The 18,818-nt window shown below is 63.5% G+C and carries 16 protein-coding genes; 12 read left to right on the plus strand and 4 right to left on the minus strand.

Annotated elements, in window-relative coordinates:
- Nucleotides 1-115: 115 nt before the first annotated feature.
- From J9314_RS07790 to J9314_RS07800, 3 genes are all read left to right on the plus strand, one after another.
- The gene (locus J9314_RS07790; RefSeq protein WP_210605215.1) at nt 116-1,369 is read left to right on the plus strand and encodes an alpha-hydroxy acid oxidase; all 1,254 of its coding nucleotides are present in this window, start codon (nt 116-118) and stop codon (nt 1,367-1,369) included.
- Between the two features lie 120 nt (nt 1,370-1,489).
- Nucleotides 1,490-2,968, plus strand: coding sequence for an amino acid permease (locus J9314_RS07795; protein WP_210605216.1), 1,479 nt, complete (start codon nt 1,490-1,492; stop codon nt 2,966-2,968).
- Nucleotides 2,969-3,096: 128 nt separating this feature from the next.
- Nucleotides 3,097-4,056, plus strand: coding sequence for an iron-siderophore ABC transporter substrate-binding protein (locus tag J9314_RS07800; protein ID WP_210605217.1), 960 nt, complete (start codon nt 3,097-3,099; stop codon nt 4,054-4,056).
- Nucleotides 4,057-4,089: 33 nt separating this feature from the next.
- Here the strand turns inward: J9314_RS07800 and J9314_RS07805 are convergent, their stop codons facing one another.
- Nucleotides 4,090-4,548, minus strand: a complete 459-nt coding sequence (locus J9314_RS07805) for an NUDIX hydrolase (protein ID WP_210605218.1) — start codon at nt 4,546-4,548, stop codon at nt 4,090-4,092.
- Between the two features lie 47 nt (nt 4,549-4,595).
- On the opposite strand from J9314_RS07805, the gene J9314_RS07810 reads away from it, so the two are divergent.
- The 6 genes from J9314_RS07810 (at nt 4,596) to J9314_RS07835 (ending at nt 9,945) form a co-directional block, all read left to right on the plus strand.
- Nucleotides 4,596-5,384 carry an alpha/beta fold hydrolase gene (locus J9314_RS07810; protein ID WP_210605219.1) on the plus strand — a complete coding sequence of 263 codons (789 nt, stop codon included), beginning with the start codon at nt 4,596-4,598 and terminating at the stop codon, nt 5,382-5,384.
- 91 nt (nt 5,385-5,475) lie between these two features.
- A complete protein-coding gene (locus J9314_RS07815) occupies nt 5,476-6,384 on the plus strand; it encodes a sulfurtransferase (protein ID WP_210605220.1) in 909 nt (302 codons plus the stop codon).
- Nucleotides 6,384-6,875: a SufE family protein gene (locus J9314_RS07820; protein WP_210605221.1), complete on the plus strand. Its 492-nt coding sequence runs from the start codon at nt 6,384-6,386 to the stop codon at nt 6,873-6,875. The genes J9314_RS07815 and J9314_RS07820 overlap by 1 nt, the downstream gene beginning before the upstream one ends.
- Nucleotides 6,876-6,959: 84 nt before the next feature.
- A complete protein-coding gene (locus tag J9314_RS07825) occupies nt 6,960-8,027 on the plus strand; it encodes an iron chelate uptake ABC transporter family permease subunit (protein WP_210605222.1) in 1,068 nt (355 codons plus the stop codon).
- 32 nt (nt 8,028-8,059) lie between these two features.
- A complete protein-coding gene (locus tag J9314_RS07830; RefSeq protein ID WP_210605584.1) occupies nt 8,060-9,127 on the plus strand; it encodes a FecCD family ABC transporter permease in 1,068 nt (355 codons plus the stop codon).
- Nucleotides 9,128-9,132: 5 nt separating this feature from the next.
- On the plus strand, nt 9,133-9,945 hold the full coding sequence (locus tag J9314_RS07835; RefSeq protein ID WP_246490674.1) for an ABC transporter ATP-binding protein: 813 nt from the start codon (nt 9,133-9,135) through the stop codon (nt 9,943-9,945).
- Between the two features lie 3 nt (nt 9,946-9,948).
- Here the strand turns inward: J9314_RS07835 and J9314_RS07840 are convergent, their stop codons facing one another.
- From J9314_RS07840 to J9314_RS07850, 3 genes are read right to left on the minus strand one after another with little or no spacing between them, the layout of a single operon-like run.
- On the minus strand, nt 9,949-10,932 hold the full coding sequence (locus J9314_RS07840) for a DUF808 domain-containing protein (RefSeq protein WP_210605224.1): 984 nt from the start codon (nt 10,930-10,932) through the stop codon (nt 9,949-9,951).
- Nucleotides 10,933-11,253 (minus strand): META domain-containing protein, encoded by a 321-nt coding sequence (locus J9314_RS07845; protein ID WP_210605225.1) that lies wholly within the window; start codon nt 11,251-11,253, stop codon nt 10,933-10,935. It lies immediately after the preceding gene.
- Complete coding sequence (locus tag J9314_RS07850; RefSeq protein WP_210605226.1) at nt 11,250-11,729, minus strand: META domain-containing protein; 480 nt, start codon at nt 11,727-11,729, stop codon at nt 11,250-11,252. The genes J9314_RS07845 and J9314_RS07850 overlap by 4 nt, the downstream gene beginning before the upstream one ends.
- A 265-nt stretch (nt 11,730-11,994) precedes the next feature.
- Here J9314_RS07850 and J9314_RS07855 point away from each other — a divergent pair, with 265 nt between their 5' ends.
- The 3 genes from J9314_RS07855 (at nt 11,995) to J9314_RS19155 (ending at nt 18,758) form a co-directional block, all read left to right on the plus strand.
- Nucleotides 11,995-13,917, plus strand: a complete 1,923-nt coding sequence (locus tag J9314_RS07855) for an LPXTG cell wall anchor domain-containing protein (protein WP_210605227.1) — start codon at nt 11,995-11,997, stop codon at nt 13,915-13,917.
- Between the two features lie 267 nt (nt 13,918-14,184).
- Nucleotides 14,185-16,086 (plus strand): LPXTG cell wall anchor domain-containing protein, encoded by a 1,902-nt coding sequence (locus J9314_RS07860; protein ID WP_210605228.1) that lies wholly within the window; start codon nt 14,185-14,187, stop codon nt 16,084-16,086.
- 266 nt (nt 16,087-16,352) lie between these two features.
- Nucleotides 16,353-18,758, plus strand: a complete 2,406-nt coding sequence (locus J9314_RS19155; protein ID WP_246490675.1) for a S1 family peptidase — start codon at nt 16,353-16,355, stop codon at nt 18,756-18,758.
- Nucleotides 18,759-18,818 lie beyond the last annotated feature (60 nt).

Genomic DNA, 18,818 nt, shown 5'->3' on the forward strand with positions numbered 1-18,818 from the left:
ACCTGAGACCGTCATAATGGCTTCGTTAGACTCTGGCCAACGGACAATCGGGCGCTCGCCTCAGTCGTGGATGCCTGGGTTCCGTGGAGAGTCGACTTCGAACCTGAGGAGAGTCATGAAACGGCAGCTGCCCGATGTGAGAGAACTGGCCCCACTCCTGCAGTTCGGTCTGCCGAAGCTCGACCGAGTGGCAGCGCGACTCGATACCGCGGCCGACATCTGGGACCTGCGCAGAATCGCCAAGCGCCTGACACCGAAAGCGCCCTTCGACTACGTCGACGGTGCCGCACTGGACGAGCGGACCCTGGCCAAGAACCGTGGCGCGTTCGCCGAGGTGGTGCTGTTGCCGCGCATCCTCCACGGTGTGGATGCCCCCGATACCTCGACGACCATCGCCGGGGCCAGGACACGACTGCCCTTCGGCATCGCTCCGACCGGGTACACCAGGATGATGCACGCCGAAGGCGAAGTCGCAGGAGTGCGTGCGGCCGCGAAGGCCGGCATCCCGTTCTCACTGTCGACGATGGGAACGACCTCCGTCGAAGACGTCGCGCAGGCGGCTCCCGATTCGACCCGATGGTTCCAGCTCTACCTGTGGAAGGACCGACAGCGCAGCCTCGACCTGCTGCGGCGAGCCCAGGACAGCGGCTACGAGACGCTGCTCGTCACTGTCGATACCCCGATCACCGGGCTGCGACTGCGTGACCACCGCAACGGACTGTCCATCCCGCCGAAACTCACTCTCAAAACGGTTCTCGACGCTTCCTACAGGCCCGGCTGGTGGTTCAACTTCCTCACCACCGAACCGCCGAAGTACGCCTCACTGTCGAACACCTCGCAGTCTCTTGCCGAGATGACCGCGACGATGTTCGACCCCACCCTCGACCTCGAGGACCTCCGATGGATCCGTGAGCAGTGGAAGGGGAAGCTCTTCGTCAAGGGCATCCTCACCGCTGACGATGCCAGGCGCGCCCGGTCGGTGGGCGCCGACGGGCTCGTGATCTCCAACCACGGCGGCCGGCAGCTCGACCGTGCCCCCGACTCGCTGACGTCACTGGTCGAGGTCCGCGCCGAGGTGGGACCGGAGATGGAGCTCATCGTCGACTCCGGAATCATGTCCGGCACCGATGTCGTCGCCGCCCTGTGCGCCGGAGCTGACTTCGTGCTCATCGGCCGTGCCTATCTCTACGGCCTCATGGCCGGAGGGCAGCGGGGCGTTGAGAAGGCGATCGACCTCATCGGGCAGGAGATCCGCACCGCCATGGGCCTCATGGGAGCCCGCGGCATCGCAGATCTCAGACCGGAGCTCGCTCGCGGACTGCCGCAGGCTCCGCACACAGAGGCTCCCGTTTCCTCCGAGCAGGCGTGACCGACCAGATGTGACCCTGGTCCCACTCGCAGTCGACGGCGGTCCATGCCGACCGAGCGTGTGGTAGGAATGGCCCGGGTCCTCGTGCGTGGACCTGCCGATCCACGAGCGAGGACGACCATGAGAACACCCACCGCCTCGGCGACCGAGGAACGCCGTCTGCGACGCGGACTGAAGTCCCGGCACCTGCAGATGATCGCGATCGGCGGAGCCATCGGCACCGGTCTCTTCCTCGGCTCCGGCGGGACGATCTCCCAAGCCGGCCCGGGCGGTGCTCTGTTGGCCTACGCAGCCATCGGCGTCATGGTCCTCTTCGTCATGCAGTCGCTGGGGGAGATGTCGACGCACCTTCCTGTGGCCGGGTCCTTCCACACCTACGGCACGAAGTACGTCAGCCCGTCATTCGGCTTCGCCATGGGCTGGAACTACTGGTTCAACTGGGCGATCACCCTGGCAGCGGAGCTGGTGGCGGCAGGGGTCATCATGTCCTTCTGGTTCCCCGACGTGCCGTCGTGGATCTGGGCGGCTGTGTTCCTCATCCTGCTCGGGACGCTGAATCTCCTGTCCGCCAAGGCTTTCGGCGAAGGCGAGTTCTGGTTCGCCGCGATCAAGGTCACCGCTGTGCTGGCGTTCCTCGTCCTCGGGGTGCTGATGATCGTCGGCATCATCGGCGGACACTCACCGGGGCTGAGCAACTGGACAGCCGGTGAGGCCCCCTTCGCCGGCGGGTGGATGTCGGTGATCAGCGTGTTCATGATCGCCGGATTCTCATTCCAGGGAACCGAGCTCGTCGGCGTCACCGCCGGAGAGTCGGAGAACCCCCGCAAGGACATGCCGCGAGCGATCCGGACGGTGTTCTGGCGCATCATGCTCTTCTACATCGGTGCCATCGTCATCATCGGCTTCCTCCTGCCCTACACCGATCCGTCGCTCCTGGCCTCGGCGAACAACGAAGACGTCACCGCCTCACCGTTCACCCTCGTGTTCGAACGCGCCGGCATCGCCGTGGCGGCCGGGGTGATGAACGCCGTCATCCTCACCGCCATCCTCTCTGCCGGGAACTCCGGCCTCTATGCGTCGACCCGAATGCTCTACGCCATGGCCAAGGAAGGCACCGCGCCGAGGCTGTTCGCCCGACTCAACGAACGCGGAGTCCCCGTCATGGCCCTCCTGGCCACCGCCTTCATCGGTCTGTTCGGCTTCCTCACCGAAGTGATGGGCGACGGCGGTGCCTACACCTGGCTGATGAACGTGTCGGGACTCTCCGGATTCATCGTCTGGGTCGGCATCGCCTGGTGCCACTTCCGATTCCGCCGCGCCTACGTGCGTCAGGGGCATTCGATCGACGACCTGCCCTACCGGGCGCCGCTGTTCCCGATCGGCCCGGTCATCGCACTCATCATGCTCATCGTCGTCATCATCGGACAGAACGTGCAGGCCATCGTCAACGGCCGGCTGCTCGAGGTCGCCAGCGCCTATGCGGGCCTGCCGGCGTTCCTGCTGCTGTGGCTCATCCACCGCGTCGTCACGGGAAGCCGCTCACGCATGGTCGGTCTGGACGAGATGGACGTCGCAGGACTGGAGATCAAGGCGTCCTGAAGCACGGCGCAGGAGTTCCGGTGTGCGGGCGATCCCGCTTCAATCGCCCGTGCAATCGCCTGTGCAGTCGCCAGTGCGATTATGGGTTAAGCTAGGCTCGCCTAATACTCGAAGAAGGACTCCATCCCATGCGCAGAATTCTTGTCCCTCTGTTCGCCTCCGTTCTCGTCCTCGCCGGATGCGGCGGGGGAGGATCGGACTCGGCGGACTCCGCCTCCGGCCCCACGGTCGACACCAAGTTCGGTGCGATCGAGGTTCCCGCCGATCCGCAGAAGGTCGTGGCCGTGGGATGGGGTGACGCCGAGACCGCCTTGGCCCTCGGAGTCCAGCCCGTCGGCGCCTCAGACTGGGTGGAGTTCGGCGGCAAGGGGGTCGGCCCCTGGGCCGAGGATCTCTATGACCAGGATCCGGAGATCATCGCGACGATGGAACCCGACTACGAGCAGATCGCCGCACTCGAACCCGACCTCATCCTCGACACGAACAGCTCGGGAGAGCAGAAGCGCTACGATCGCCTCTCCGAGATCGCCCCGACCGTCGGCGTACCTGAAGGCGGAGACAACTACCTGACGACGATGGACCAGCAGGTCGAACTCGTCTCGGAAGCTCTCGGCAAGCCCGATGATGGACAGAAGCTGCTCGACGACCTCGACCAGACGTTCAAGGATGCGGCGAAGGCCCATCCCGAGTTCAAGGGCAAGACCGCCACGGTCGCGGCGAAGACCGCGGACGGCTGGGGAGCCTACGTCGAGGCATCGAGCCGCGTGCAGGTCATGGAACGGCTCGGCTTCAAGCAGTCGCCGAATGTCGATGAGAGCAAGGCCGAAGGATTCTCCGTCCCGGTCTCAGAGGAGAACCTCAAGACCCTCGATGCCGATGTGCTGCTGACGTTCCCGATCTACATCCCCGACACCGACGTGACGAAGGACGAGGGCTACAAGCGGATCCCCGCAGTCAAGGACGGTCGCTCCCTCGTGTTCACCGACAAGATGGATGACCTGCGGATGGCATTCTCGCTCAACTCCATCCTCTCGGCGAAGTACGCGGCCGAACACCTGCCCGACGAACTCGAGAAGATCGTCAAGTAACTGAGCCGGCTGCATGCCGGCACGCGACGAGTGCTACGAAGCGGCACGCCACGCATCGAGACCGACATCGATGATGCGGGCGTGCCGCACCTCTGTCAGCGAGTCGATCGCGAGCCATTCGGCCCGGTCCGTCGTCCCGTCGACCTCGAGCGTGCCCAGCGTGCCTCCGGTGATCCGCGCCTCATAGACGACCCGCACACCCTTGAACGGACGCCCCGAGGACTCGCCGAACGACGGATTGCGCCTGGCATCGGTGAACGAATGCGTCGTGAGCGGGCGCACGAGCTGTGCGTCGAAACCGGTCTCTTCCTTGATCTCGCGGATCGTCCCGTCTTCGATCGACTCGTCGTATTCGATGCCGCCGCCGGGCAGAGTCCAGATTGCATGGGAGTTGTCGGTGCCGCCGTTGAACCAGCTGAGCAGGATCTCGCTGTCGTCATTGACGATCACCGCATAACCGGCAAGGCGGGTGTCATATTCGGAGAAGTGCATGCCCTCACCCTACCCGTGCCCGATCCGCTGGCAGATAGGCTGGAGGAGTGACCTCCATCTTCAGCAGACGCATCGGCGAGACAGGTCGGCTCGTCGTCTTCCTCCACGGATTGTTCGGCCGCGGCAAGAATTTCACGCAGATCGCCAAGGCGATCGAGCCCGAATTCTCGAGCCTGCTGGTCGACCTGCCCAACCACGGCGACTCCGAATGGACGGAGACCTTCGACTATGTCGACCTCGCCGACGCTGTCGCCGCCCATATCGCCGAGGCGACCGAGACCGATGATCAGCCGGTGCACCTGGTCGGCCATTCCCTCGGCGGCAAGGTCGCCATGATCCTAGCCCTGCGCCACCCCGAACTCGTCGACCGCCTCGTCGTCGTCGACATCGGTCCGAATGCCGGTGGTTCCACCGGGGTCTTCGACCATCTGCTCTCCAGCCTCGCCGCCCTCGACCTCAACCGGGTGGAGTCACGCGCGGACGCCGATGCCGCACTGCGGGAGCCCATCCCCGAGGACGCGGTCAGGGGATTCCTGCTGCAGAACCTGCGCCCCACCTCGGCGGGGTATGCCTGGCAGCCCAACCTCACACTCCTGCATTCGAACCTCGACATCATCGGAGACTTCCCGGACACGGGCGACGCCGTCTTCGACCACCCAGTGCTGTGGGTGGCAGGGGAGAGATCGGACTACGTCAGCCGCGACGATCTGCCGCAGATGCGCAGCCTCTTCCCCCGCACCACTCTGCTCACCGTCAAGGGATCGGGGCACTGGGTGCATTCGGAGAAGCCGCAGGCCTTCGTCTCTGCACTGACGGCCTTCCTCAGCAGGCCGTGAGTCCTCAGCGAGTCGTGAAAAGGAATATGCTGAATGGGTCCGACGTTGCCCCGAACAGTACGTCACAATCACAAGCTCTCAGGAGGAATGCGTGAGCACTTCGATCCCGGCCGATCCCGCACCGAAGTTCGCCGAGTATGCGGACGGAGCACGACTGGTCAGCACCGATTGGGTCGCTGACCATGCCGGTGATCCCGGAGTCGTCATCGTCGAAAGCGACGAGGACGTGCTGCTCTACGAGACCGGGCACATCCCCGGAGCGGTCAAGGTCGACTGGCACACCGAACTCAACGACTCCGTGACCCGCGACTACGTCGACGGAGAAGGCTTCGCGGCACTCATGTCGGCCAAGGGCATCGCGCGTGAGGACACCATCGTCGTCTACGGCGACAAGTCGAACTGGTGGGCCGCATACGCCCTCTGGGTCTTCACTCTCTTCGGCCACGAAGACGTCCGCCTCATGGACGGCGGCCGGTCCAAGTGGGAGGCCGAGGGCCGAGAGATGACCACGGAGAAGCCGCAGCCCACGCCCACCGAATACCCTGTCGTCGACCGTGACGACTCGGTCATCCGCGCCTTCCTGCCCGAGGTCCGCGACAGCCTCGGCGACCTTCCGCTCATCGACGTGCGCAGCCCGGAGGAGTACTCCGGCGAACGCACCCACATGCCGGCCTACCCGGAGGAGGGCGCCCTGCGCGGCGGCCACATCCCCGGAGCGAAGTCGATGCCGTGGGGCAAGGCCGCGAACGAGGACGGCACGTTCAAGACGGCGGCCGAGCTCAAGGCCCTCTACACCGATGAGGCCGGTCTGGGCGAAAGCGACGAGGTCATCGCCTACTGCCGCATCGGCGAACGCTCGAGCCACACCTGGTTCGTCCTCAAGCACCTGCTGGGCTATTCCAACGTCCGCAACTACGACGGATCCTGGACCGAGTGGGGCAACGTCGTGGGCGTGCCGATCGTCACCGGCTCCGAACCCGGAGAGGTGCCCGGACGCTGATGGCTGCCGAGACCGACAACTCACCGAAGACCGACGACCTGCCGGAGGCACTGGCCGAGATCGTCACCGACTTCGCCGAGACTCCGGCCGATGACCGACTCCAGCTGCTGCTGGAACTGGCCACAGACCTGCCGGACCTGCCGGAGCGGTACGCCGATCACCCCGAGCTGCTCGAACCGGTGCCCGAATGCCAATCGCCGATCTTCCTCGTCACCGAGGTCGACGACGCCGAGGCGGGGGACCGATCGATCGTACGCCTGCACTTCTCCGCGCCGCCCGAGGCGCCGACGACCAGGGGCTTCGCCGGGATCCTCCACGAAGGGCTCGACGGAGCCACCGCCGAGGTGATCCTCGGCATTCCCGCCGACCTGCCCCTTCGGCTGTCGATGTCCGAGATCGTCAGTCCCCTGAGACTGCGGGGGATGAGCGGAATGCTCTCGCGCATCCAGCGTCAGGTCTCCGAAAGGATCGGCAAGATCACAGGCGAGTGAGTTCGGTTCCGCTTGGCTGACATGGTCCGGTGAGCTACAGTGTGGTTAGCCTGACCTTAGCCCGCCATTCAAAGGACCACCTCGATGACCGTATCCGTCACACCTTCCTCGGCGAAGGAGGACGTGGATACCGGTCGCACCTCCGGTCGGGCTCTGCTGATCAAGCGCACCACGGGACTCATCGCCGCAGTGCTCGCGCTCGTTCTCGTGGTGCTCGCCTCCCTGGCCATCGGCGCCAGGGACATGCCTGTGAGCGAGGTGCTCGACGCCTTCTTCGCACCGACCGGCAGCGATGATCAGCTCGTCGTCCTCGAACTCCGTCTGCCCCGAACCGTGCTGGGCATCCTCGTCGGCATGGGATTGGGGCTGGCCGGTGGCCTCATCCAGGCGCTGACACGCAATCCGCTGGCCGATCCCGGCATCCTCGGTGTCAACGCCGGTGCCTCCTTCGCCGTGACGATCGGCATCGGCTTCTTCGGCATCACCTCGATCAACGGCTACATCTGGTTCGCCTTCGTCGGTGCGCTGCTGACCACCGTCGGCGTCTACATCATCGGGTCCTCCGGACCCACCCGGACCGTCGACCCGATCCGCCTGACCCTGGCAGGCGTGGCCATGGCCGCAGTTCTGACCGGACTGACGAAGGGGATCCTGCTGACCAACGAACGAGCCTTCGACTCCTTCCGGTCCTGGGACGTGGGTGCGATCGCCGGTCGTGACTTCGAAGCGGTCACCGCAGTGTTGCCCTTCATCGCTGTCGGTACCGTGCTGGCCCTGGCTCTGGCCCATTCGCTCAACGCCGTCGCCCTCGGCGATGACCTCGCCGCGAGCCTGGGCACGTCGGTCAACCGGACCCGAGTCCTCTCGATCCTCGCGGTGACGCTGTTGGCCGGGGCCGCCACCGCGGCGGCCGGCCCGATCGGCTTCATCGGACTGATGATCCCGCACATCGCCCGCTGGATCGTCGGACCCGATCAGCGGTGGATCCTCGCATACTCCGTCCTCCTCTCGCCCATCCTCCTGCTGGCCTCCGACGTCATCGGGCGTGTGGTGATGAAACCCGGAGAGCTGCAGGTCGGAGTCGTCACGGCCTTCGTCGGAGCCCCCGTCCTGATTGCGCTCGTACGCCGAAAGAAGGCCAGCGGACTGTGAAGACTGCACCGACCCGACTCGAATCGACCCCGATGAACATCGATCGGTCCGTCCTGCCCGGAGAGAAGATCGACTTCGGGCGGCCGATGCTGCGCATCTTCGGTCAGCGCATCGACATGCGCGTGGTCATGACCGCCGGCATCGTCGCGCTCCTGGCCTTGGCGTGCGGCTTCGCCGGCCTCATGCTCGGCAAGTTCTCCCTCACCCCCGGGGAGGTGTTCCAAGGACTCTTCGGTCAGGCCGACCGACGCATCGTCAACACCGTCGTCGGAGAATGGCGCGCCCCGCGCATCATCGCCGGCATCGTTCTCGGCGTCGGGCTCGGCGTCTCGGGAGCCGTCTTCCAGTCACTGACCCGCAACCCACTCGGCAGCCCCGACATCATCGGCTTCTCCACCGGTGCCTACACCGGTGGAATCGTAACCATCATCGTATTCGGGTCCAGCTACGTCTCGACCGCCTTCGGTGCGATCATCGGCGGCATCGCCACCGCCGCCGTGGTCTACCTGCTGACCTGGAAGGGCGGCGTCCAGGGATTCCGGCTCATCATCGTCGGCATCGCCCTGACCGCGATGCTCAACGCCTTCAACACCTGGCTGATCATGCGCGCCGACCTCGAACTGGCCATGGCCGCAGCGACCTGGGGGGCAGGTTCGCTCAACGGCATGGGCTGGTCGACGATCACTCCGGCCGCGATCGTCACGATCGTTCTCGCACTGGCGTGCGGGCTCTTCGCCCGTGACCTCCACACCCTCGAACTCGGAGACGACACGGCGAAGGCCCTGGGCGTGAGGAACGAACCGGTGCGAGCCGCACTCATCCTCGTCGCCGTCGCCCTGGTCGCGGTCGTCACCGCGGCGGCCGGCCCCATCGCCTTCGTCGCTTTGGCGGCCCCACAGATCGGCCGACGGATCGCCCGGTCACAAGGCACCAGCCTGCTCGCCTCGGCTGCAGTCGGAGCGCTGCTGCTCGTCGGAGCCGACCTCATCGCCCAGCATGCGCTCGGCGACATCCAACTGCCCGTCGGCGTCGTGACCGTGAGCATCGGCGGCATCTACCTCATCTGGCTCCTCGTCCAAGAAGCTCGGAAGGCACAATGAGCACAATGACAACAACAGCAGCTCCTCTCGTCGCGAAGAGCCTCGATCTGGCCTACGACCACCGGCAGGTCGTGACGAACCTGGACGTGTCGATCCCGGACGGAAAGTTCACCGTCATCGTCGGGCCCAACGCCTGCGGGAAGTCGACGCTGCTGCGAGCCTTGGCCCGGCTGCTTCCTCCGGCACAGGGCAACGTGCTCCTCGACGGCACCGATATTGCGAAGATGAAGACCAAGGTCATCGCCCGGCGCCTCGGTCTGCTTCCGCAGAGTTCGATCGCCCCCGAAGGCATCACCGTCGGCGAACTCGTCGCGCGAGGGCGCCATCCTCATCAGTCGTTCCTCAAGCAGTGGACCGATGAGGATGAGGCGGCAGTGCTGCGAGCCCTGCGGGCGACGAACACCGAGGAACTGTCGTCCCGACAGGTCGACGAACTCTCCGGCGGCCAGCGGCAGCGCGTGTGGGTGGCGATGGTGCTGGCACAGGAGACCTCGCTGCTGCTGCTCGACGAACCGACGACCTTCCTCGACGTCGCATTCCAGATCGAACTGCTCGATCTGTTCTCACAGCTGAACAACGAATACGGGCACACGATGGTCGCGGTCCTCCACGACCTCAACCAGGCGTGCCGCTACGCCGATGAGATCATCGCCATGAAAGGTGGGGTCATCGTCGCGCAGGGCGCCCCGGAGGAGATCGTCACCGCTGATCTCGTCCACGAGGTCTTCGGCATCGACTGCACCGTCATCGACGATCCCGTCACCGGTGCCCCGATGATCGTCGCAGGGATGCCGAAGAAGACTTTCGCCCAGCGCTGAGACTCAGCCTGCCTGAGCTTCGTCCGCCGCATGCTCAGTGTTCTTCCCTGACCGGAAGAGAGCCTTGACCCCGAGAACCACGCCGACGACGATCGCGCCCCAGATCGCTCCGAGGATGAGCGAGAAGAAGGTGTTGACCAGCCAGCCGAGGAAACCTCCCACAGCGGCGACTGCGGCGAGGGGTTCCTCGAGATGGTGGACGAATCCGTAGAGTGCGTGGAAGCCGAGTTCGTCAGTGCCGACGAGGATGATGTGCCCGCCGACCCAGAGCATCGCAAAGGTGCCCACCACTGACAGCAGTGCGAGCAGCTTCGGCATGGCCTCGACGAGGAAGCGCCCGAACTTCTGCGGTCCCGGTGCGTCTTTGGTCGCCATGTGCAGGCCGATGTCATCCATCTTGACGATGAGCGCGACGACTCCGTAGACGCCGACGGTGATGGCGACGGCGACGATGGCGAGGATGATCGCGCGGGGGAGCAGTGCTTCACTGGCCACCTCGTTGAGGGCGATGACCATGATCTCGCAGCTGAGGACGAAGTCGGTCGTGATAGCCGAGCGTACGATCTTCTTCTCCGCAGCGTCACCGTCTGCAGGCCGCTCGTCGTCCTGATGCTCCTCGTGGTGGGCGATCCACCCGAACTTCTCGAAGACCTTCTCCGCGCCTTCGTAGCACAGGTAGGTGCCGCCGACCATGAGCAGCGGCGTGAGCAGCCAGGGCAGGAACTGACTGAGCAGCAGGATGATCGGCAGGATGATGACGATCTTGTTGACGAGGGATCCGAGGGCGATGCGCTGGATGATCGGCAGTTCGCGCTTCGGGCTGACCCCCTCGACGAATTTCGGGGTGACTGCTGCGTCATCGACGACGACTCCGGCGGCTTTCACCCCCGCCCGGGAGGCTCCTGCGGCGACATCGTCGAGACTGGCGGCAGAGAGCTTGACGAGTGCAGCGACGTCGTCGAGGAGAGCGAACAGTCCGCCGGCCATCTATCGACTCTCGCCCGCGTCGGAGCCGCCCGGCGGCTGACGGAGCAGATCGCCGAGGTGGTTCTCGGCAGAGTCGAAGACGTGGAGTCGATCTCCATCGGGTTCGACGCGGCGTGCTTTGGAGATCCACTTGATCATGTTCGGGGCGGCGCGGAGAGTCGTCAGCGAGGACTTGATCGTCACGCCTTCGGACTCATCGGTCCACGAGGTGACGATGGCGTTGGCGCCGTCGCTGCCGCGCAGTGTGCCGTCTTTGTGGAAGTCCAGGAATGCTCGGTCGTTGTCCTCGGCCACCCAGCGGCCGATCGTCTCGTGTGTCATTTGTCTTCCTTCTCCAGTCCGCCGATGACCTTGCCGCTGCTGTCCTCGACCTTCATGACATCGCCTTCGATCGTGGCCGACGATGCCTTGCTCAGCCACGTGTCGACCCCGGCGCAGGCCTTCTGTGTGCTCATAAAGGATTCGATGGTGATCTTGCCGTCCTCGGCCTTCCATGAAGTCGAGATCGCATTGCATCCGTCGGAGCCTTTGAGCGATCCGTCCTCTGCGAATTCGAGGAAGGGATCGCCGGCTTCGGGGGAGGACCACTTTCCGACCGGGTCGGTGGCGGCGGCGTCATCGCTCGGCGACGCGGATGCGGCCGATTCGCTTGGAGAAGCCGAGCCGGGGTCGCGTGGGTCGACGCCGGTATCGCAGGCGGCCAGAGGCAGAGTCAGCGCCAGCGCGGCCACCCCGAGAGCAAGCCGGGAGACCGCGCGAGAAGTCGGCAGGGGGCGAAGCAGAGTGTGGTTCGGCATGCCCTGATCATAACGGCCAGGGTTCTTCGTCAGCTGTAAGAACGCTGATGTAGGGAAGACGGCAGCTTCTGCCACGAGCATGGCAGCGACTTCTGTAAGTTGTGTTCACGCACAAGACTCATTGTTCTTGCACTGCGTCGTGATCAAACCGTAACCTTTCACACGGTTGAAATTCTGACACCGGAGACGCGACCGCTTTTACCGGCAGGGCGTGTTGAGGCGCCGGACAATCGAAGCACCGACAACGATCAAGGGAATCTACAGTATGCAGAAGAAACTCGTGCAGAGTTCACTGGCCCTGAGTGCCGCAGCTGCGCTCGGCCTGGGCAGCGCGTTCGTCGCTTCTCCCGCGATGGCCGACAGCGCCCCGCAGAAGCTGGACGTTCAGAGTGACGCTCAGGTCCAGAAGGCACTGTCCGGAATCGAAGGCGTCAACGCCTACGGTGCCGACGGCGGCAAGCTCAACATCGGCGTTGCCAAGAAGACCTCCGAGATCAAGGATCTCGAGAAGAAGTTCGACAACGTCAACGTCACCGAGGGTGTCAAGGAACTCAAGCCGTACGAGAAGAACGATCTCGTCGGCGGTGCCGGTTACCTCGTCAAGGCCGGCGAGAGCGGCGGAGCCTGCTCGACCGGTTTCTCCGGCTGGGACGGAGACGGCAAGCCCGTCGTCCTGACCGCAGGACACTGCTCGAAGATCATCAACGAGCAGACGAACGAGTTCGACGGCGACTCTACCGTCGACCAGACCGAACAGCCATCGACATCCGAGGCCAACGGCGGGGAAGGCTTCAAGCCCTCCAAGAACGGCGTCATCGGCAAGTGGGGCTTCCACAACTTCGGCGGCGACCTTCTCGAGGGCGACGACAAGGAGAAGTGGCCGAACCCCAGCGAGTCCGACATCGACTTCGCCGTCATCAACGTCGACGATTCCAACTACAACGTCAAAAGCGGGATCACCGACTGGAAGACCGCGAACTCGGACGACCTCGCCAAGTCCACTCAGGAGATCACGAAGGTCGGAGCGCACAAGGAAGGCTCGATCCAGAAGTCGGGCCGCACCACCGGTCAGACCGAGGGTGAAGTCCTGCCGCGTTCGGAGTACGACTTCGACTACCAGAACGTCGGTGGCCGCTGGGTCCACGGCTTCGGCGTGACCGCTCCGATCGACAAGCCGTTCTCGCAGCCGGGCGACTCCGGCGGCGGCGTGTACCAGGGATCCACCGCTGTCGGTGTGATCTCCGGCGGCGGCGACCTCGACGCGAACACCTCGTTCACCTGGGTTGCCGACCTGGACCACTCGCTCGAGGAGTCCGGAACGGACTTCAACCTCGAGAAGCCGGGCGACGAGACCCCTGAGGCTCCTGCCGCTCCGAAGGTCGACGATCAGACCGTCGAGCCTGAAGGCACGCTCACCGGCAAGGCTGAGGCCGGCGCCGAGGTCGAGGTGAAGTGGGAAGCCGCTAAGGCTGAGAAGAACAGCACTCAGGCTGCTGAGGATGGCACCGAGAAGGTCAAGGCCGACAAGGACGGCAAGTTCTCCATCGAAGGTCCGAAGGCCGAAGGGGACTACAAGTTCTCCGCGACGGCGACCGTCGACGGACAGGAATCCAAGACGACCGAGTTCGACGTGACCGTCCAGAAGGACGAGTCCGAGTCGCCTGCTCCCGCCGAGCGTGAGATCAGCGTCGACCCCAAGGAGATCTCCGCCTCTGACTTCGTGAAGGAAGACAAGGGCGTGACGATCACCGTCAAGGGCTTCGACGAGGGTGAGAAGGTGACCCTCAAGGTCGCTTCCGGTCCCGAGAACGTCGAGGGCATCACCCTCGATGAGACCGCCAACGAGAACGGTGCTGCCGCCTTCTCCATCTACGGAACCAGCGACTCGGATCCGTCGGCTTACCTCGGTAAGTACGACCTCGATGTCACCGGCGCCAACGACACCGAAGACGAAGACGCCCTCAACGGATCCTTCGAGGTCGTTGCCGACGAAGACGGCAACGGCGGCGGCAACGGCGGCGATGATGACGGCAACGACGACGGAAACAACGATGACGGAAACGGTGACGGCGGATCTGATCTGCCTCGCACCGGTGCCGAGCTGACCGGCCTCGCTGCCGGGGCCGGACTCCTCGTCGTCGGCGGAACCGCTGTGGTTCTGACGATGCGTCGCAAGAAGAACAACTGAGCACAGTGAAGTCGACCGTCTGACGGTCTGCTGAACACTCAGACGTGATGCCCCCGGTCCTGTGACCGGGGGCATCGTCGATTCACATCCGTCCTGACGAACGTTCATCGTGATTGTTTTTACTGACGGTGCCTGTAGTTTCGTTCATTTAGGTCACCGGTTCGGAGGGACTTCCTTGGCAGTAGCTGAATGGTGCCCGTAATCTGACTGTGACCTAGATCATGAAATCGTGATCTCAGCTGGTCCCGATCAGAAAGACGACCACACATGCAGAAGAAACTTGTGCAGCGTTCGCTTGCAATGACTGCCGCCGCTGCGCTCGGGCTTGGGAGTGCCTTTGTCGCGTCACCGGTCATGGCCGATGATGCTACCCAGCAGCTCGACGTGCAGAGTGATGCTCAGATTCAGAAGGCCCTCGCCGACGTCGAGGGTTTGAACGCCTATGGAGCTCAGGACGGCGAACTCAATATCGGTGTCGAGGAGAAGACGCCCGAGATCGAGGAGCTGGAGAATAAATACGAGAATGTCACCGTCACCGAGGGGGTGAAGCAGCTCGAGGCTTATGCCGACACCGACCTCGTCGGCGGCGCCGGCTATCTGGTGGACGCCGGAGGCGGCACTGGTGCGTGCTCGACGGGCTTCTCCGGCTGGGACGGTGACGGCAACCCTGTAGTATTGACCGCCGGCCATTGCTCGAAGATCATCAACGAGGACTCAGGTCTCATCGAGGGTGACACGTCGGTGAGTGAGACTGAGCAGCCATCCACGGCACCGGCCAATGGCGGAGAGGGGTTCAAGCCGTCAGGTAAGGGAGTCGCCGGCAAGTGGGGATTCACCAGCTTCGGTAGCGGTGGATTCGTCGGGGATGACGAGGACACGGCAAACGCCAAGCCCAGCGACATCGACTTTGCCGTGATCAAGGTCGACGACTCGACATATGCTGCGAAGAATGGTGTGACTGACTGGTCGTCAGCCGATTCCGAGGATCTGTCCAGCAGCCTTGCTACAGACATCTCGAAGGTCGGAGCGCACAATAATGGTGGTATTCAGAAGTCAGGTCGCACCACCGGACTCACCGATGGTGACGTGTTCTCGGATTACAACGATAAATTCGAGTACGCGAACGTCAGCGGCTACTGGGTGCATGGTTTCGGTGTGACTTCGCCGATCAGCAAGCCGTTCTCTCAGCCCGGCGACTCGGGTGGCGCGGTCTTCCAGGGCAGCACCGCTGTCGGTGTGATCTCTGGCGGCGGTGACTATGACGCGAACACCTCGTTCACTTGGGTCGCCGACCTCGACCACTCGATCGAGCAGTCGGGCGTCGACTTCAAATTGAAGAAGCCGGGCGACGAGACCCCCGACGAGCCGAAGGCGCCTGTCGCCAAGGACCAGACTGTCGGTCCAAAAGGTGAGGTGACAGGTAAGGCCGCACCTGGCGCTGAAGTCGAGGTCGAGTGGGCACCGAGCTCGGGTGCGCAGGCAGCAAAGCAAGCAGCAAAGGAAGGATCCGAGACGGTCAAGGCCGACGAAGAAGGCAACTTCAGTCTCGAAGCTCCATCCGCCGAGGGCACTTATGACTACTCCGCGGTCGCTGTTGTCGATGGAGCGGAATCGGAAACCACGGAATTCACGGTGACTGTCGAGAAGGAGGACACTGAGCCTCCGGCTCCGGCTGAGCGTTCGATCTCGATCTCCCCGAAGGAAGTTGTTGCCAGCGACTTTGTGAAGGAAGACAAGGGCGTTCAGATTAAGGCTGAAGGTTTCGAGGAGGGCGAGGAAGTGACCCTCAAGGTCGTTGATGGTCCTTCGGGCGTCAAGGACTACGAGATGAAGCAGACTGCCAATGCTGACGGCGTCGTCGGATTCTCGATCTACGGCACCAGCAAGTCGAACCCTGAGGCCTATCTCGGCAAGTACGACCTTCAGGTCACCGGGGCCAACGACACCGAAGATGAGTCGGCTTTGACCGGTTCGTTCGAAGTTGTTGCTGATGAAGACGGCAGCGGCGGCGGAGACAACGGTGACGGCAACGACGATGGAAACGGTGGCGGCGGATCCGATCTGCCCCGCACCGGTGCCGAGCTGACCGGCCTGTTCGCCGGAGCTGGGCTCCTGCTCGTCGGCGGAGCTGCGGTGGTTGTGACCATGCGCCGCAAGAAGAACAACTGAGTTCGAGGTGAGGTCGACCGTCTGACGGTCTGCTGAGCACTCAGAGACGATGCCCCGGTCCTGTGACCGGGGCATCGTCGATTCGCACCGGCGGCAGGACCAAATTCTGCCAACGAGGGTTGTCCACATCGCCTGAAGTTTCGTTCATTTAGTTCACAGCTTCTTGGCTACTTTCTTGGTAGTCGCTGAGCGGAGCCCGTAACCTTATCGTGACTTAGGTCATCGATTCGTAACATAGATCCCTCAGACAAGAGAGACAACTACTTATGCAGAAGAAACTCGTGCAGAGTTCGCTGGCGCTGGCAGCAGCGACGGCACTCGGCCTCGGAGGCGCCTTCGTTGCCGGCCCGGCGGCTGCTGACAGCGGTCCGCAGAAATTGGACGTGCAGAGCCAGACGAAGGTCCAGGACGCACTGTCGAGCATTGACGACATCAACGCATACGGCGTTAAGGGCGATACCCTCAACATCGGAGTGGGCGACCCGGAGTCGAAGGACGTTAAGGCACTCGCAGCGGAATACGACAACGTCAATGTTCTTGCGTCTGCAACAGACATCAAGCCGCAGGCCAAGAACGATCTTGTCGGTGGTGCTGGATATCTCGCTACGAGTGACTCTGGTCTTGGCGCTTGTTCAACCGGATTCGCTGGCTGGAACAGCAAGGGTGAGTCGGTCGTCGTTACTGCTGGTCACTGTGCGCAGGAGATCGTCGAAGAGACCGGCGAAGTGATTGGCAAGTCCACGGTCAACGAGTCCGAGAAGCCCGCGACCGCGCCGGCCAATGGCGGCGAAGGATTTGACCCCTCTGGGCTCGGAGTCATCGGTAAGTGGGCATACGAAAACTACGGCCAAGGCGAGCGCCTTCCCGATGACGCCACACCGAAGACCAACCCTCCTAAAGACAGTGACATCGACTTCGCGGCCATCAAGGTCGACGGATCGAAGTATCAGTCGAAGTCCGGCGTCACCGACTGGAAGAAGTCGGCGGCCGACGCGGGCGACCTCAGCTCCTCGACGACGGAGATCAAGTCGATCGGTAAGGTGACCGACGGTGATATTGAAAAGTCGGGGCGTACGACAGGTAAGACGTCAGGCGAGGTCTTCACTGAGTACAACGACGCCTTCCAGTTCCAGAATGTCGGCGGCTACTGGGTACACGGCTTCGGAGTGACTGCACCGCTCTCTGACCCGTTCTCTCAGCCTGGTGACTCCGGTGGGGGCGTATACCAGGGTTCGAAGGCAGTTGGCGTCATCTCCGGAGGCGGCACATACCAGGACACCAAGTCCTTCGCGTGGGTGGCTGACCTCGACTACTCCCTCGAGTACTCTGACGTCGATTTCTCCCTCAGCGATCCGAGTGAAGAGCCGGAAGCTCCTGCCGCTCCGTCCGTTGAAGACCAGACCATCGAACCCAAGGGCGAGATCACTGGCAAAGCTGCTGCCGGGGCAGACGTGAAGGTCACTTGGACGGGAGCTGCCGAAGGAGAAGTCACCGCTAAGGCAGACGACAGCGGCAACTTCACCCTTGAAGGCCCCACCGCTGAAGGAGACTACGATGCGAAGGCAGTGGCGACTGTCGAGGGTCAGTCTTCGGAGGCCGCTTCGTTCAAGGTGACGGTCAAGGCTGCGGACGGCTCCGACGACAAGGATGGAAGCTCTTCCGCTGCCGCTGACGGAAATGATTCCGACGAGAACGCTGACAAGGACGGCAACTCGTCGGCTGAAGGCAATGACGCGGACGAAGACTCCAAGGACGACGCCGACAAGAACGGTGGCTCCGCTGCTGACGGCAAGGATTCGGATGGATCCGACAACGCCGATGGCAACGACGACAAGGCCGACTCGGACGCTGATGGCAACGAGAAGCCCGAAGCTCCGAAGGTCGGCGACCAGACAGTCGTCGAAGGCGGAAAGATCACCGGTCAGGCCGAGCCGAACGCTGAGGTCAAGCTGACTTGGGCACCCGCCGACGCCAACGCCGGTTCCTCGCAGGCTAAGGCACAGGCCGCTCCCGCTAAAGGCAGCGCTACCGTCAAGACCGATGCTGACGGCAAGTTCACTGCAGATGCTCCCGCTGAAGCCGGTGACTACAACTACACGGCGGTCGTCCACGCCAACGGCCAGGACTCTGCTGCCACCGAGTTCGTCGTGACGGTTGAAGCCGAAGAGGCTCCGGCCGAGCGCAAGCTGACTGTCGACCCGAAGGAAGTCACCGCTTCCGACTTCGTTGATAAGGAAAAGGGCGTGCAGATCACTGGCGAAGGCTTCGACGAGGGCGAGAAGGTCTCCCTCAAGGTCGCTTCCGGTCCGGAGAACGTCGAGGGAATCACCCTCGAGGAGACTGCCAACGCTGACGGCGTCGTCGGATTCTCGATCTACGGCACCAGCGCTTCGAACCCCGAGGCCTACCTGGGCAAGTACGACGTTGAGGTCACCGGGGCCAACGACACCGAGGATGAGTCGGCACTGACCGGTTCGTTCGAAGTTGTTGCTGACGAAGACGGCAGCGGCGGCGGAGACAACGGTGACGGCAACGACGATGGAAACGGTGGCGGCGGATCCGATCTGCCTCGCACCGGTGCCGAGCTGACCGGCCTCGCAGCCGGAGCCGGACTCCTCCTCGTCGGTGGAGCCGCAGTTGTCCTGACCATGCGTCGTAAGAAGAACAACTGAGAATGACACGAATGATCCACACGTGATCGTTTGAACGGAAGTGCCCCTGGCCAGCTGGCC

The organism is Brevibacterium oceani, assembly GCF_017948325.1.
In the GTDB taxonomy this organism is placed as follows: Bacteria; Actinomycetota; Actinomycetes; order Actinomycetales; family Brevibacteriaceae; genus Brevibacterium; species Brevibacterium oceani.